This is a genomic window from Micromonospora parva, from assembly GCF_000718515.1.
GTDB lineage: Bacteria > Actinomycetota > Actinomycetes > Mycobacteriales > Micromonosporaceae > Micromonospora > Micromonospora parva.
This window is the reverse complement of record NZ_JNZS01000010.1, coordinates 209,471-222,837: the sequence shown is the minus strand read 5'-3', so window position 1 is coordinate 222,837 and position 13,367 is coordinate 209,471. Positions and strand designations below refer to the sequence as shown.

At 72.4% G+C, this 13,367-nt stretch carries 15 protein-coding genes; 6 read left to right on the top strand and 9 right to left on the bottom strand.

Annotation, left to right across the window (positions count from 1 at the left end; genetic code table 11):
* Positions 1–5: 5 nt before the first annotated feature.
* The 4 genes from IF22_RS0116150 to IF22_RS0116135 all read right to left on the bottom strand — a co-directional run bounded on the left by IF22_RS0116150 (position 6) and on the right by IF22_RS0116135 (position 3,991).
* The gene (locus IF22_RS0116150; RefSeq protein WP_030332784.1) at positions 6–308 is read right to left on the bottom strand and encodes an urease subunit gamma; all 303 of its coding nucleotides are present in this window, start codon (positions 306–308) and stop codon (positions 6–8) included.
* Positions 309–480: 172 nt separating this feature from the next.
* The gene (locus tag IF22_RS0116145; protein ID WP_030332782.1) at positions 481–1,926 is read right to left on the bottom strand and encodes a sugar porter family MFS transporter; all 1,446 of its coding nucleotides are present in this window, start codon (positions 1,924–1,926) and stop codon (positions 481–483) included.
* Positions 1,927–2,105: 179 nt separating this feature from the next.
* On the bottom strand, positions 2,106–2,942 hold the full coding sequence (locus IF22_RS0116140) for an undecaprenyl-diphosphate phosphatase (RefSeq protein WP_030332781.1): 837 nt from the start codon (positions 2,940–2,942) through the stop codon (positions 2,106–2,108).
* Positions 2,939–3,991, bottom strand: coding sequence for an LLM class F420-dependent oxidoreductase (locus IF22_RS0116135; protein WP_030332780.1), 1,053 nt, complete (start codon positions 3,989–3,991; stop codon positions 2,939–2,941). The genes IF22_RS0116140 and IF22_RS0116135 overlap by 4 nt, the downstream gene beginning before the upstream one ends.
* Before the next feature lie 186 nt (positions 3,992–4,177).
* Here IF22_RS0116135 and IF22_RS0116130 point away from each other — a divergent pair, with 186 nt between their 5' ends.
* A complete protein-coding gene (locus IF22_RS0116130) occupies positions 4,178–5,149 on the top strand; it encodes an aldo/keto reductase (RefSeq protein ID WP_030332779.1) in 972 nt (323 codons plus the stop codon).
* A gap of 92 nt (positions 5,150–5,241) precedes the next feature.
* Here IF22_RS0116130 and IF22_RS0116125 read toward each other — a convergent pair whose 3' ends face one another.
* Genes IF22_RS0116125 through IF22_RS0116115 form a run of 3 tightly spaced genes read right to left on the bottom strand, consistent with a single transcriptional unit; the run spans position 5,242 to position 7,552 of the window.
* Positions 5,242–6,147, bottom strand: coding sequence for a hypothetical protein (locus IF22_RS0116125; RefSeq protein WP_030332777.1), 906 nt, complete (start codon positions 6,145–6,147; stop codon positions 5,242–5,244).
* 14 nt (positions 6,148–6,161) lie between these two features.
* Entirely contained in the window at positions 6,162–7,223 is a 1,062-nt protein-coding gene (locus tag IF22_RS0116120; protein ID WP_030332776.1) for a WXG100 family type VII secretion target, read from the bottom strand.
* Entirely contained in the window at positions 7,220–7,552 is a 333-nt protein-coding gene (locus IF22_RS0116115) for a hypothetical protein (RefSeq protein WP_167337304.1), read from the bottom strand. Before IF22_RS0116115 ends, IF22_RS0116120 begins: the two co-directional genes overlap by 4 nt.
* 93 nt (positions 7,553–7,645) lie before the next feature.
* Here IF22_RS0116115 and IF22_RS35415 point away from each other — a divergent pair, with 93 nt between their 5' ends.
* From IF22_RS35415 to IF22_RS0116100, 3 genes are all read left to right on the top strand, one after another.
* Complete coding sequence (locus IF22_RS35415) at positions 7,646–8,065, top strand: YbaB/EbfC family nucleoid-associated protein (protein WP_030332772.1); 420 nt, start codon at positions 7,646–7,648, stop codon at positions 8,063–8,065.
* Positions 8,062–9,012, top strand: coding sequence for an SseB family protein (locus tag IF22_RS0116105; protein WP_030332770.1), 951 nt, complete (start codon positions 8,062–8,064; stop codon positions 9,010–9,012). Before IF22_RS35415 ends, IF22_RS0116105 begins: the two co-directional genes overlap by 4 nt.
* Positions 9,013–9,201: 189 nt before the next feature.
* The gene (locus tag IF22_RS0116100; RefSeq protein WP_030332768.1) at positions 9,202–9,393 is read left to right on the top strand and encodes a DUF5703 family protein; all 192 of its coding nucleotides are present in this window, start codon (positions 9,202–9,204) and stop codon (positions 9,391–9,393) included.
* A gap of 51 nt (positions 9,394–9,444) precedes the next feature.
* Here IF22_RS0116100 and IF22_RS0116095 read toward each other — a convergent pair whose 3' ends face one another.
* Positions 9,445–10,107, bottom strand: a complete 663-nt coding sequence (locus tag IF22_RS0116095) for a hypothetical protein (protein ID WP_030332766.1) — start codon at positions 10,105–10,107, stop codon at positions 9,445–9,447.
* Between the two features lie 58 nt (positions 10,108–10,165).
* A complete protein-coding gene (locus IF22_RS0116090) occupies positions 10,166–11,494 on the bottom strand; it encodes a M20/M25/M40 family metallo-hydrolase (RefSeq protein ID WP_030332765.1) in 1,329 nt (442 codons plus the stop codon).
* Positions 11,495–11,642: 148 nt separating this feature from the next.
* Here IF22_RS0116090 and IF22_RS0116085 point away from each other — a divergent pair, with 148 nt between their 5' ends.
* Positions 11,643–12,254 carry a hemerythrin domain-containing protein gene (locus IF22_RS0116085; protein ID WP_030332763.1) on the top strand — a complete coding sequence of 204 codons (612 nt, stop codon included), beginning with the start codon at positions 11,643–11,645 and terminating at the stop codon, positions 12,252–12,254.
* An 84-nt stretch (positions 12,255–12,338) separates the two neighbouring features.
* Entirely contained in the window at positions 12,339–13,319 is a 981-nt protein-coding gene (locus tag IF22_RS0116080) for a LysR family transcriptional regulator (RefSeq protein ID WP_030332761.1), read from the top strand.
* The last annotated feature ends 48 nt before the right edge of the window (positions 13,320–13,367 follow it).

Sequence of the window (13,367 nt, the reverse complement as noted above, 5' to 3'; positions counted from 1 at the left end):
GCTCCCTATCGGATCGGTGAGTGCACGGTGACCAGTCGCGAGCCGTCGGTGAAGACCGCCTCGACCTGGATCATGGGCACCATGTCCGCCACGCCCGGCATCACGTCCTCGGCGCTCAGCGTGCTGCGGGCCTCGTTCATGACCTCTTCGACGGTCTTGCCCTCGCGGGCGCCCTCAAGGGCGGCGGCGCAGATGACCGCGACGGCCTCGGGGTGGTTGAGCTTGATCCCCCTGGCCTTGCGGGCGTTGGCGACCATCGCCATCGAGAGGATCGTCAACTTGTCGAATTCCCGTGGTGTCAGATGCACTGTCCTGGTCCTTCTGCGACGGTCGGTCGGGGCCGCCATCCCGCCGAACGGTTCGCCTCCCGGGGAGCGCTGACGGTCACCCCGAATGAGCTGTTTGTCCAACAGGTCCCTTTTAGGCGGCTTCGGGTCGACCGTACGCCCTGCCCCTGCGTCACGGGTCAGAAGCCGCGAATCAGCGGGATCCGTCGCCGGCACGGTGCGGACGCCGAGCACGGGCGTCCGCCTGCCACATCCGCTGGATCTCTTCGAGGGTCCTGCCCCTGGTCTCCGGCAGGTACCGCCAGATGAACAGGAAGCCGAGCACACAGGTGCCGGCGAAGAGCGCGAACACGCCCGAGCGCCCCAGGGCGTCGAGCATGCTCAGGAAGAACTGGGTGATGAGGTACTCGGTGCCCCAGTGCGTGGCGGACGCGATCGCCACACATCGGCCCCGGATCCGGCCCGGGAAGATCTCGTTGATCACCGTCCAGGCGGTGGGGCCGATCGACATCGCGTAGAACGCCACGAACATGACCACGCCGACCAGCAGGAAGATGCCCGCGTCGGTGGGGTGGTGCCCGGTCGCTCCGGCCGCCTGCGCCCCCGGATCCATCTTCGCGAAGCTGACGCTGACCACCACGAGCGAGACCGCCATACCCAGCAGCCCGACCAGCAGCAGTGGACGGCGGCCCAGCCGGTCCAGGAAGGCGACGGCGACCAGCGTGAAGAGGGAGTCGACAGCGCCGATCGCCCAGGTGGTGGCGGTCAACTGCGCCTGCGGCGTGTGGAATCCGGCGGCGGAGAAGATCTCGTCGGCGTAGTAGATGATCCCGTTGATCCCGGTCAACTGCTGGAACAGGGCCAGGCCCACGCCCAGCGCCAACGGACGCCGCCACTCGGGCGAGAGCACCTCGCGCCAACCCGCCTTGCCGGCCGCCAGGCTCTCCTGCACGGCGTGCAGCCGCTGGGGCACCTTCTCCGCTGGCACGGTCGCCCTCAGCGACGCCTCCGCCCGGCGTTTGTCCCCGCGCCCGACGTACCAGACGGCCGAGTCGGGGATCACCGTGGTGACCAGGGCGAGGGCCACCCCCAGCAGCACCGCGGCGGCGAGAAGGTAACGCCAGGAGTTGCCCGCCTCGAACAGTTCGTCGGCGAGGTACCCGATGAAGATCGCGAACGTGGTGGAGAACTGGTACAGCGCCAGGAGGCTGCCCCGGATGCGTTCCGGCGCCGCCTCCGCCGCGTACATCGGGCCGGCGACCGAGGCCACCCCGATGCCCAGACCCAGGATCAGCCGGGCGCCGAACATCACCCCGATCATCGGCGCGAACGCCTGCACGAGGGTGCCCACCCCGAACGCGGCGGCGGCGACCCACAGTGCTCCCCGGCGGCCGATCCGGTCCGCGAGGTGACCACCGAGCAGCGCACCCACCAGCGCACCGGGGGTCACCCAGCTCGCCGCCACCTCGACGGCGAAGGTGTTCGCGTCGAAGGTCTGGCGGATGTCGCGCAGCGCCCCGCTGATGACGCCCTGGTCGTAGCCGAAGAACGCGCCGGAGAGCGCCACGATCGCGAGGACCGCGACGAGGTTGCGCCGTGGCGGCCGGTCCCGCCCGCGCTGCGCGCCGCTGGCGGTCACCGTCGCCCCTCTCCCGCGCGTCTGGGCCGGGACGTCATCCCCGACAGGGAAAGACTAGGTGCGTTCTACGACCATTCACCCCAAATGCAATGAAGTACGACAGCATCCGGTGGACGCCGCACACGCACCGGCCTCCGACCCCACTGCGGGGATCGGAGGCCGGTGCGGGCGCGGGCGGATCAGGTGGCGCTGATCGTGCCCGTCATCAGCAGCGCGAGGACCAGGGTGCCCAGCGCGACCCGGTACAGCACGAAGACGTACAGGGTGTGGTGGGCGACGTAACGCAGCAACCAGGCGATGGCCGCGTACCCGATGCCGAACGCGATGACGGTGGCCACGATCATCTGCGCGACCGACGGGGTGGACGTGCCCGGCGCGGACGGCTCGAAGACGTCACCGAGACTGAACACGCCGGACATCACCACCGCCGGGATGGCGAGCAGGAACGAGTACCGGGCCGCCGCCTCCCGGGTCAGGTTGAGCAGCAGACCGGCGGTCAACGTCCCGCCGGAACGGGACACCCCGGGGATCAACGCCATGGCCTGGGCGAAACCCATCACGACGCCGTCCTTCATCCGGAAGTTCTCCAACGTCCGGGTCTGCCGCCCCCAGTACTCGGCGAACGCCAGCACGAACGCGAACACGATCAGGGTGGTCGCCACCAACCACAGGTTGCGTCCAGCCGTCTTGATCTGATCCTTGAAGAGGAACCCGAACAGCCCGATCGGGATCGAGCCGACGATCACGTACCAGCCCATCCGGTAGTCGAGGCTGGAGCGCACCGACCTGTCCCGGATGCCCACCAGCCAGGTCCGGGTGATCCGCCAGATGTCCTTCGCGAAGTAGATCAACACGGCCGCTTCGGTGCCGAGCTGGGTGACCGCTGTGAACGACGCGCCCGCGTCACGGTCGAAGAAGATCGCCGAGGTGATCCGCAGATGCCCCGACGAGCTGACCGGCAGGAACTCGGTCAGTCCCTGGACGATGCCCAGGACGATGGCTTCGACCCAGGTCACTCGCCGACTCCCGAGAGGTCCAGAGCCTCGGCGACGGTACGCAGGGTCTGCACACCGCTGTCCCGGTCGGCGACGAACAGGGTCACCGACAGCGTGGTGACGCCGGCGGCGGCGTACTCCCGCATCCGCTCGGCGATGCGCTCCTTCGGGCCGAGCAGCGAGGTGCGGTCGATGAACTCCATCGGCACCGCGGCGGCGGCGTCGCGCTGCCGCTTGGCCAGGTACAGGTCCTGCACCTCGCGGGCGGCGTCACCGTAGCCCATCCGGGTGGCGAGCTGGTTGTAGAAGTTCTGCTGGCGGCTGCCCATCCCGCCCACGTAGAGCGCGGCGTACCAGCGCACCAGCTCGGCGCAGGACGCCACGTCGTCGCCGATCACCACGGGCACCGACGGCACCACGTCGAACCCGGCCAGCTCCTTGCCGACCTTGGCCCGCCCGGCGCGCACCGAGGCGAGCTGCTCCTCGGCGAACTCCGGGGCGTAGAACACGGCCAGCCAGCCGTCGGCGATCTCGCCGGCCAGCTCCAGGTTCTTCGGGCCGACCGCGGCCAGGTAGATCGGTATGTGCTCGCGGGGTGGGTGGAAGCCCAGCCGCAGCGCCTTACCGGGGCCGTCCGGCAGCGGCAGCGTGTAGTGCTCGCCGTCGTACGCCACCTCCTTGCGGGCGATGGCCAGCTTGACGATGTCGACGAACTCGCGGGTCCGGGCGAGCGGCTTGGCGAACCGCACACCGTGCCAGCCCTCCGACACCTGCGGGCCGGAGACGCCCAGGCCGAGCCGGAACCGGCCGCCGGAGAGCGCGTCGATGGTCGCGGCGGTCATCGCGGTGGCCGCCGGCGTACGGGCGGGGATCTGCATCACCGCGGCGCCGACGTCGATCCGTTCGGTCTGACCGGCCATCCACGCCAGCATGCTGGGCGAGTCGGAGCCGTACGCCTCCGCAGCCCACACCACCGAATAGCCCAGCCGGTCCGCCTCCTGGGCCAGCGCCAGGTGGTCGGCCGGTGTGCTCCACGCCGTCTGATATCCGAGACTGAGCCCGAGTCGCACTGGTCCTCCCCCATCCGTGGCACAGGTCGCACCAGGTTACGCAATGCCGATAACGGCCTCGATCACCGGCTCGACACCTTTGATCCCCCCTCCGTCGGGGCAGCCCGGGGCGGCGGAACCGGCAGAACCGGCAGAGATACGGGAGCGAGGATATCCGTGGCGGCAGGTTCGAAATAAGGTTCACCCATGCAACAGCGACCGCTCGGCCGAAGCGGGCTGGCGGTTTCGCGGCTCGCGCTCGGCACCATGACCTGGGGCCGGGACACCGACGCCGACGATGCGGCCGCCCAGCTGAAGAGTTACCTGGACGCCGGCGGCAACCTGATCGACACCGCCGACGTGTACGGCGACGGCGACGCCGAGTCGGTGATCGGCTCGCTGCTGGGCTCCCTCGTCCCCCGCGACGAGCTGCTGATCGCCACCAAGGCCGGGTTGCGCCCCGGCAGTGGCCGACGCCGCGACGGCTCCCGGGGGCACCTGCTGCGGACGTTGGACGCGTCGCTGCGCCGGCTCGGCACCGACCACGTCGACCTGTTCCAGGTGCACGGGTACGACCCGGACACCCCGCTGGAGGAGACCCTGGCCGCCCTGGACCACGCGGTGGCCAGCGGCAAGGTCCGCTACGTGGGGGTGTCGAACTTCTCCGGCTGGCAGACCGCGCGGGCCGCCGCCTGGCAGACCGCCTGGCCGGGGCGGGCGCCCGTGGTCGCGTCCCAGGTCGAATACTCGCTGCTGGAGCGGGGCGTGGAGCGGGAGGTCCTGCCCGCGTGCGACGCGCTCGGGCTCGGCGTGCTGCCCTGGTCACCGCTGGGCCGGGGGGTACTCACCGGCAAGTACCGGCACGGCCGGCCGGCCGACTCCCGGGCCGCGTCGCCGCACTTCGAACCATTCGTCGCCACGTACCTGGAGCCGCGCTGCTCCAGCATCGTGGAGGCGGTGGCGACCGCGGCCGGTGGGCTGGGGGTGTCGCCGCTGGAGGTGGCGTTGGCGTGGATCCGGGACCGGCCCGGCGTGACAGCGCCGATCCTCGGCGCCCGGACGGTGGGGCAGCTGCTCGGCGCGCTCCAGGTGGAACGGATCACACTGCCCGAGGAGATCACCACCGCGCTGGACGACGTCTCCGCGGTGCCGGTCGGCTACCCCGAACGCGACGGCTGACCGGCGCCCGACGCGCCGGAGAATCCCGGCTTCGCCTGCCCCCGGGTCACTCCTGACCCGCCGGCCGGGTCACCGTTGATCAGCGCGCCGGGTCACGGCGTCGGGCGGTTGCCGGGGAGGTCCTGGATCGCGGTCAGGAAACGCGACTGGTCGTCGCGCAGCGCCGGCTGGGTGAGCCGGATCCACGAGCCGTCGTCGAAGAAGACGGTGGAGGCGAGCTGCACGAGGCCGCTCGCTCCCCGCTCGGAGTCGACCCGGATCACCCGGTCGCGGCGCACACTCCACAGCACCCGCGGCTGACGCCGGTCGGGCCGGTCGGCGTCCGGGCGGGGGCCCATCCGCAGCAGGTGCAGGTGGGTGTCGGTCACCGCCAGCGGCGTGCCGCTGTAGCGTTCCAGGAACAGCAGCAGGCTGCCGGCGAGGGTGGCGAGGTCGCCGCTGAAGACGTACCGGCGGCGGTAGGCGATTTCGGCGAGCTGCTCGGCCAGCGGACGGTACTGGCTCAGCCGGAACAACGCCCGGAACGCCTCCTGCTCCTCGGTGAGCGGGATCGGCTCCCGCTGCACGGGTTGCTGCGGCAGGTTCGGCTCCGGCGCTGCCGACTCCGACACACCGGCGGCGAGGGCGCCGGCGCTGCCGGGCAGCATCAGCACACCAGCGGCCAGCCGCACCGGCGTGAGCACCGCGTCGACCCAGACCACCGGGTTGACGATGTTGAGCAGCCCGAACAGCACCTTCGGGTCGAGCGCCTCGGCCAGCTCCGCGCCGACGTCGTCGGCGAGCTGCCGACCGGCCTGGTGGGTCTGCGACATGCGCACCGGCCCCAGCCCCACGTACCGCAGCTCCTGGCCGGTCAGCAGCGGCGCCACCAGGGCGCGCTCCGGCTCGTCGCTGGTGCGGAACTCGTCGCGCAGCTCGCGGGCCTTGTCCCGGGCGGCCCGCGCGCCGCCGAGCACCGCGTCGGTGAACCGACCCAGCCGCCCGCGCTCCCCTGACATCACCCGTCGCCTCCCTAGCGGCCCGCCGGCTGGTCTGCCGGCGGCTGCCCGAAGACATTCTGGTCGATCCAGTCCGCGCCGCTCTGCACCGCCTGGTCGATCTGGTCGCCGACCTGCTCGCTGCCGGGAACGGAGAGCCCGCTGGTCAACGCGACAGTTCCCCAGGTGACACCGTGGACGACCGAGTTCGGCACGTTCCACGGCAGGTTGGTCGCCCAGTCCCGGGCGATCACCCGGGCGCCGTCGGCGACCCCGTGCGCCCGCAACGCGGCGGCCCGGTCGAGGGCGCCCATGTCGAACGGGGAACCGGACTTGCCCAGCTTGTAGGTGCCCTTGGTGGGGTCGAGGAACTTGTGGTGCCACTTGTCGAGCTTGCCGGCGGCGCGGCGCTTGTCGGCGTACTTCTTGCCGGTGCGCAGCGCCTTCTGCATGTCGACCAGCTTGTCCAGGTGCGTCCGCAGCTTGCGCAGGTACAGCAGGACCCGCTGGAGCAGGCGGATGACCTTCTGCAGGTGCACCGCGAGCGGCCGGATGACCTTCAGCATCCGGGTGACCACGATCAGGCCCCTGGTGACGGCCACGCCCACCCCGGCCGCCCAGGACGCGCCCATGGTGACCGGCGCCATCAGCAACGCCGTCACCAGCGTCACCAGCAGGAAGTTGACGAACTCCACGCAGAGGTCCACGAGCACGTCGTGCACGGTCTGCAGGCCGTCGGCGACACTGCGCAGGTACTCCGCGGTCGCGGCGAACTGCTCGGCGACGTCGAGGAGCTGCTGCTCCACATCGGCCAACCGCTGGCCGTAAGCCACACCGGCGGGTGAGCGCCACCCGACCTGCGCGGACTCCCGGGTGCCGCGGTGGCCCTGCGCCAGGTCGCGCACCTGGGTGGCCAGCGCGTCCCACTCGGCGGCCTTCGCGCGCAACACGGCGGGCTCACCGTCGACCAGGTCGACGAGCTGGATCAGCGGCCACGCCAGGGTCCGGCAGACACTGTCGACGGCGTCCTGCACACCGGAGAGCGCGCTGTCGAGACCGTTCCACAGCTGAACGGCGCTGCCAGCCGGGCCGCTCATCCGGGCAGTCCCGCCTGGATGGCCTTGAACCCGGCGTCCAGGTCCCGTTCGTTGACCTCGTACGCCTCGACCGTGTCGGCCAGCGCCTTCGCGACCCGGCCGAACGCGGCGTTCGCGGCGGCGAACAGCTCCTTGCCGCCGGTGACCTGCTCGGTGTACTTGTCGCGGAGCATGTCGCTGGCGAACGGCAGATGACCGAACGCGTCCGACGGCACGTCGCCGGCCGAGACGATCTGCCCCTCCAGCGCGGCGAGCGAGCTGGCGACCTGCTTGGCGGCTGTCTCCAGTCGACGGACCGCCAGCACGTCCACATCGATATCCGGTGCCATGCCGTTCCTCCCCCCATGAGTCGAGCGCACCGACGATACGATCTCCCGGCCGCCGGGCACCACCCGGTCGCACGATCCACGGGGAGGAATCTCATGACGGACCCGACGTCGGCGTTCGACGCGCTCGCCGGGCGGATCGCCGACATCGAGCGCCGGTTCGCCGGCCTCCGCGACGATCTGGCCGAGCTGTCCGGCACCGCCGCCGACGAGAGTGGACTGGTCTCGGCGACAGTCGACGCCACCGGCGCGCTGACCGGCCTCACCCTCGCGCCCGCCGCCCTGCGCGCCGGCACGGAGGGCGTGGCCGAACTGGTGCTGGAGGCGTACCGGCGGGCTCGCGAGGTCGCTTCCGCGCACGTCGACGAGCACACCGAGGGGTTGGACGTCGCGCTCGGCGCGGGGCTCGGCGACCTGTTCGGCACGCCGGGAGACTTCTCGGCGCTGGGCCGGCTGGAGGAGACGGTGGCCCGGCTCGGACGGCTGGACGACCGCCTGCCGGGTGCACCGGCGTGACGTCGCCGTCGCCGACCTGGCCGGAGATCGCCGCCCGGCTGCGGGACACCGTGGCCCGCTGCGACCGGGACACCGACCTGGAGCTCACCGCGGGTCCGCGCGGGATCCGGCTGCTGGTGCGCCGCCAGGTGGTACGGGTGGTCTGCCCCGGCCCCGACCACGCCCGCCTGGCCGCGCTCGGCTGGCACCGCCCGAGCGGGGACGAGGGCTGGTGGTACGAGGCGCCGCGCACCCCGGAGCAGCTGGAACGGCTCAGTGTCTTCGTGACCCGTACCGCCGCCGAGGTGCTGACCAACGAGCCCGGCGCGCTCTCCTGCCGGGCGGTGCCGCCGGCCGCCCGGCCAGGCCCGGCCACGCGATCGACGCCCGACCGGCCCGCACCGGTCGGGTCCGCACCGGTCGGGTCCGCACCGGTCCCTGTGATCCATTCCGAGCCGACACCGGCCGGGGCGACACCAGCCGGGGCGGCGCCAGCCGGGCCGACGCCAGCCGGGCCGACGCCAGCCGGGCCGACGCCAGCTGCGGCCACACCCGCCGGGGCGACACCCGCCGAGGCGGCACCCGCCGGGGTGGCGGAGCCGGCGGTGGTGGCGGTGCTCGCGGCGGCGGCCGACCGGCGTGACCTGCCCGGCTATCTCGCCGTGCTGGCCGGCGCCACGGTGTGCGTCCCGCTGGCCGGGGAACCGACGCCGGATGCCGACTTCCCGTGGGCGGTCATCGGCGACGCGACCGGCGCGCCGCTGCTGCCGGTCTTCACCTCGCCCGGGGCGCTCGCCGCGTTCACCGGCGACGGGGTGCCGTTCATCGCGCTGCCGTGCGTCGAGTTGTTCGAGGACTGGCCGGACCCGTCCTGGGGGCTGGCGGTCGACCCGGGCAGCACCCGGGCGGTAGCCCTGGCCGCGCCAGCCCTCACCGCTCTCCTGAGCGCCAACCTCCCCACGAACTAACGCCCCGAGGCCCTCTTCGGCGATCTTGCGCTTGCTGTCGTGGCACAGCGGGCTTCTCGCCCATTCCGGCAACCGGAACCGCTCGATCGGCGGGAGAGGGGCACGGGGCGGCACGAACCGCCCCGGGGGCGTCGTTGGTCACTCGGGAGGGGGTGGCGAACGGCCGCTGGGCTGGGCAGCATGGATGGCATGGACTACGAGTACGCGCCGCTGCGGCTGCCGCCGAACGTCGACCGGTTGACCGCCGCGGCGCAGTTGGCGATCCAGGCGGAGTTCTCCGGATGGGAGTTGGCCCGGGTGCGGCTGTACCGCGACGGCACGCGCCAGGTGGTGCTGCGCCGTCGGCGGATCAACCAGCCGCAGCCGGGCCTGTCGTACTGACGACCGGGCGGTGCCGCCCAGGGCCGGGTTCGGCCCCGGGCGGCACCCTGCCTAGTGCTGGTGCCCGGCGTGGTCGTGGTCGTCGTCGAGCTCCAGGAACGGGTGCTCGTCGAGCCGACCGACCAGCCGGTCGTCGGCCGCCGGCTGGAACGGGCCGACAGCGTCGTCGTCGTCGAACGACTCCAGGTCGACCGGGGTGCCGACCTCGCTGACCATGACCACCCCGTCGAGCGGTTCCAACTCGGGGACGTCCAACGCGCCGAGCGAGCCGTCACCGCTCTGCAGCAGTTCCAGCACCGCCTCGCCGACGCCCTCCACCGGAGCCGGCTCGTCGTCCTCCGGGGTGCCCTCGCGACGGGCCGCCTCGGCCGCCCGCAGCAGCGCGGAGACGCTCGGCACCCGGTAGTCGCGACGCTGACGAACCGAGATCACCCGGGGGTGCGGGTCGCTGGCCTCGGCGCCCTCGCCGCCGCCGAAACGCTCGTCGGCCTCGTCCGGGTCGATCGAGTCGACATCCCACGGCGTCACCTCGCCGAAGGCGTCGAGCAGCCGCTCGTCGTACGCGAAGGAGGCGTTGTTCAACGCCACGTACGCCTGCCAGACGTCGTCGTCGTCGACGCGGCCCTGCGCGGCGCGTACGGCGGCCAGGTGGTGGCGGGCCGCTTCGATCACCCGCTCGAGAGCGGCGTCCAGCTCACCATGCTGGTCGGTCATGTGGGGCAGTCCCTTCACGATGGGGAGATTGCGCGCCGGCGGACAGGGCCGGACACGACTAGCAGGTGCGGAGGAACCGGTCGAGAACCCGCACGCCGAACTGTAGTCCGTCCACCGGAACGCGCTCGTCGATGCCGTGGAACAACGCCGAGAAGTTCAGGTCGGCGGGCAGCCGGAGCGGGGCGAACCCGAAGCAGCGGATGCCGAGCTGCGAGAACGCCTTGGCGTCGGTGCCCCCGGAGAGCATGTACGGAACCGGCCGCGCCCCCGGGTCCTCCGCCCGCAGGGCCGCAGACATGGCCTCGACCAGGTCACCGTCGAAGGTGGTCTCCAGCGCCGGTTGCCGCTGGACGTACTCGATCGCGATGTCCGGGCCGACCAGCTCGCGCAGCTGCCGCTCCAGCAGCTCGGACTGGCCGGGAAGGCTGCGGCAGTCGATGGTGGCGGTGGCCCGGCCGGGGATGACGTTGTCCTTGTAGCCGGCGCTCAACCGGGTCGGGTTGGCGGTGTTGCGGATGGTCGCGCCGATGATGTTGGCGATCGGGCCGAGCTTGGCGATGGCCGTCTCCGGGTCGTCCGGGTCCAACTCGATGCCGAGCAGGTCGGAGACCTCGGTCAGGAAGGCCCGTACGGTGTCGGTGACCACCACCGGGAAGCGGTGCCGGCCGATCCGGGCGACCGCCTCGGCGAGCGCGGTGACGGCGTTGTCGTCGTGCACCATCGAGCCGTGCCCGGGGCGACCCTTGGCGTGCAGCCGCAGCCAGTCGATGCCCTTCTCGGCGGTCTCGATGAGATAGAGCCGCTGGTTGTCGTTGACCGAGTAGGAGAAGCCCCCGACCTCACCGATCGCCTCGGTGCAGCCGTCGAAGAGGTCGCGGTGGTTCTCCACCAGGAAGCGCGCGCCGTAGTCGCTGCCGGCCTCCTCGTCGGCGGTGTACGCGAGCACGATGTCGCGCGGGGGCCGTACGCCGGTGCGCTGCCAGTGGCGGACCACGGCGAGCACCATCGCGTCGAAGTCCTTCATGTCGATCGCGCCCCGGCCCCACAGGTAGCCGTCGCGCAGCTCGCCGGAGAACGGGCCCACCGACCACTCGTCGGCGTCGGCGGGCACCACGTCCAGGTGGCCGTGCACCAGCAGCGCGCCCCGGCTCGGGTCGGTGCCCGGGATGCGGGCCACCACGTTCGCCCGGCCCGGCGCGGACTCGTGCAGGACGGACTCCACGCCCACCTCGGCGAGCTTCTCCGCCACGTACTCGGCCGCGCGGCGCTCGCCGACGCTGGTGTCGTTGTCACCGGTGTTGGTGGTGTCGATGCGCAGCAGGTCGCGGCAGAGGTCCACGACCTCTGCGGTGGGGTCGGGTCGGGCGGAGGCGGCGTCGCTCGTCATCGCCTCTTCATACCAGCCCGAGCCGGTGGACAGGCCGGCGCGGGTGGACGCATCGACGGGTCGGTTTCGCCGTGGCCGCGTTCGGGTACCGCCGCCGACGACCGTACGTCCCTGCCGGAGCTTCCGCCCGCCAGTCGAGGAGGGCACCATGTCCGCTGTTCCCCTGCCGCCGCTGCCGCCCACGCCCGCACCCGAGGAGGGCTACCGGCCCGCCGGTAGCAGCATCGCCGACATCGTGGACCGGGAGCACCGGCAACTGCTGGCGCTGCTGGACCAGCTGGCCGGCCCGGACAGCACGCCACAGGAGGGGCTGGCGGTGCTCACCGCCGCACTGTCGCGGCACCTGTCCGCCGAGGAGCAGTACCTGTTGCCGGCGGTCCGGGCGGCGCTGCCGACGGCCACCGAGCGGGTGGACGCGGAGATCAACGCCGATGCGGCGCTGCTCGGCGCCCTGAAGGGGCTCACCGACGAGTCGCTGACGGAGGTCGCCGAACGGGTTCGCCGGCACGTCGACGGGGTGGGCGGGTTGATCACCGAGCTGCGCGCGGTGGCCACCGAGGAGGAGCTGATCCGGCTCGGCAACCGGCTGGAGATCGCCGAGGAGGCCGCGCCGACCCGACCGCACCCGGGCACGCCGGCCACCCCACCGTGGAACCGGATCGTGGAGCCGGCGGTCGGGGTGGTGGACAAGGTCCTCGACGCGGTGACCGGACGCCCGACGTACCTGGCGGACCTGCCGGAGGCACCGCGCGAGCAGTGATCGGCGACCACCGGCAATGCATTCATTATCACCGATCCGCTCGGGCTATTCCGCCAGCAGACCCCGTAGTCCTACCGTCACCCTATGAACCTGGAGCTGCGTCACCTGCGGGTGGTCTGCGCGATCGCGGAGACGGGAAGTGTGACGAAGGCGGCGTCGGCGCTCGGCCTGGCCCAGCCAGCGCTCACCGCCCAGCTTCAACGCATCGAGCGGACGCTGGGCGGCCCGCTGTTCGACCGGGACCGGCGTGGGGCCCGGCCCACCGCGCTCGGTGAGTTGGTGCTGGCCCGCGCCCGGGTGCTGCTGCCGGCGATGAAGGGGTTGCAGGACGAGGCCGCCCGGCTGGCCGGGGCGGGCGACGCGCCGCCGTGCTACCGCTTCGGCGGGGTGAACAGCCCGATCCTGGGCCGGCTGGTGCACCGGTTGGCCGCCGAGCAGCCGCCGGCCCAGATCACCACGTACGCGTCCTGGTCGGTCGACGAGTTGGCGCAGCTGGTGGCCGGCGGTCGACTGGACTTCGCGCTGGCCGGCGTGTGTGGCGACGCCAGCCCGTCGGCCGGGTTCGGGTTGAGCTGGCAGGAGGTGGCCGTCGACCCGGTGCTGGTGCTGCTGCCGGAGACCCATCCCCTCGCGGCGCAGGACGAGGTACGCCTGGCGGACCTGCGCCACGAGCAGTGGGTCGCCGCGCCGGGCGACGGCTGCTTCGCCGACTGCTTCGCCGCCGCCTGCGCCCGCGCCGGCTTCACCCCCCGCAAGGTGTACGAGACCGACATCCGCGGCTGCGTCGACCTGGTGGAGGCCGGCGTGGCGGTGGCCCTGTGCCAGGCGACATTCCGCCCGGTGAGCGGCCTGGTCACCCGACAACTCGCCGGGACGCCGCTGCGGTGGCGGCTGCTGCTCGGCTGGCATCCGGACTCCCCCGCCGCCCAGGGCGCGGAGCTGGTGCTGGAGACGGCGAAGGCGGCGTACGTCGACTCGTTGGCGCCGCATCCGGCGTACCTGGCCTGGCTGCCGCGCAACCCGGGGTTCGGCGTGCGGCAACCCACCGGGGTCCGACCGGGCTGAGCTGCCGGTATTCCCGGCCGCTGGCGGTGCGAACCGCCGTGGGCCGGG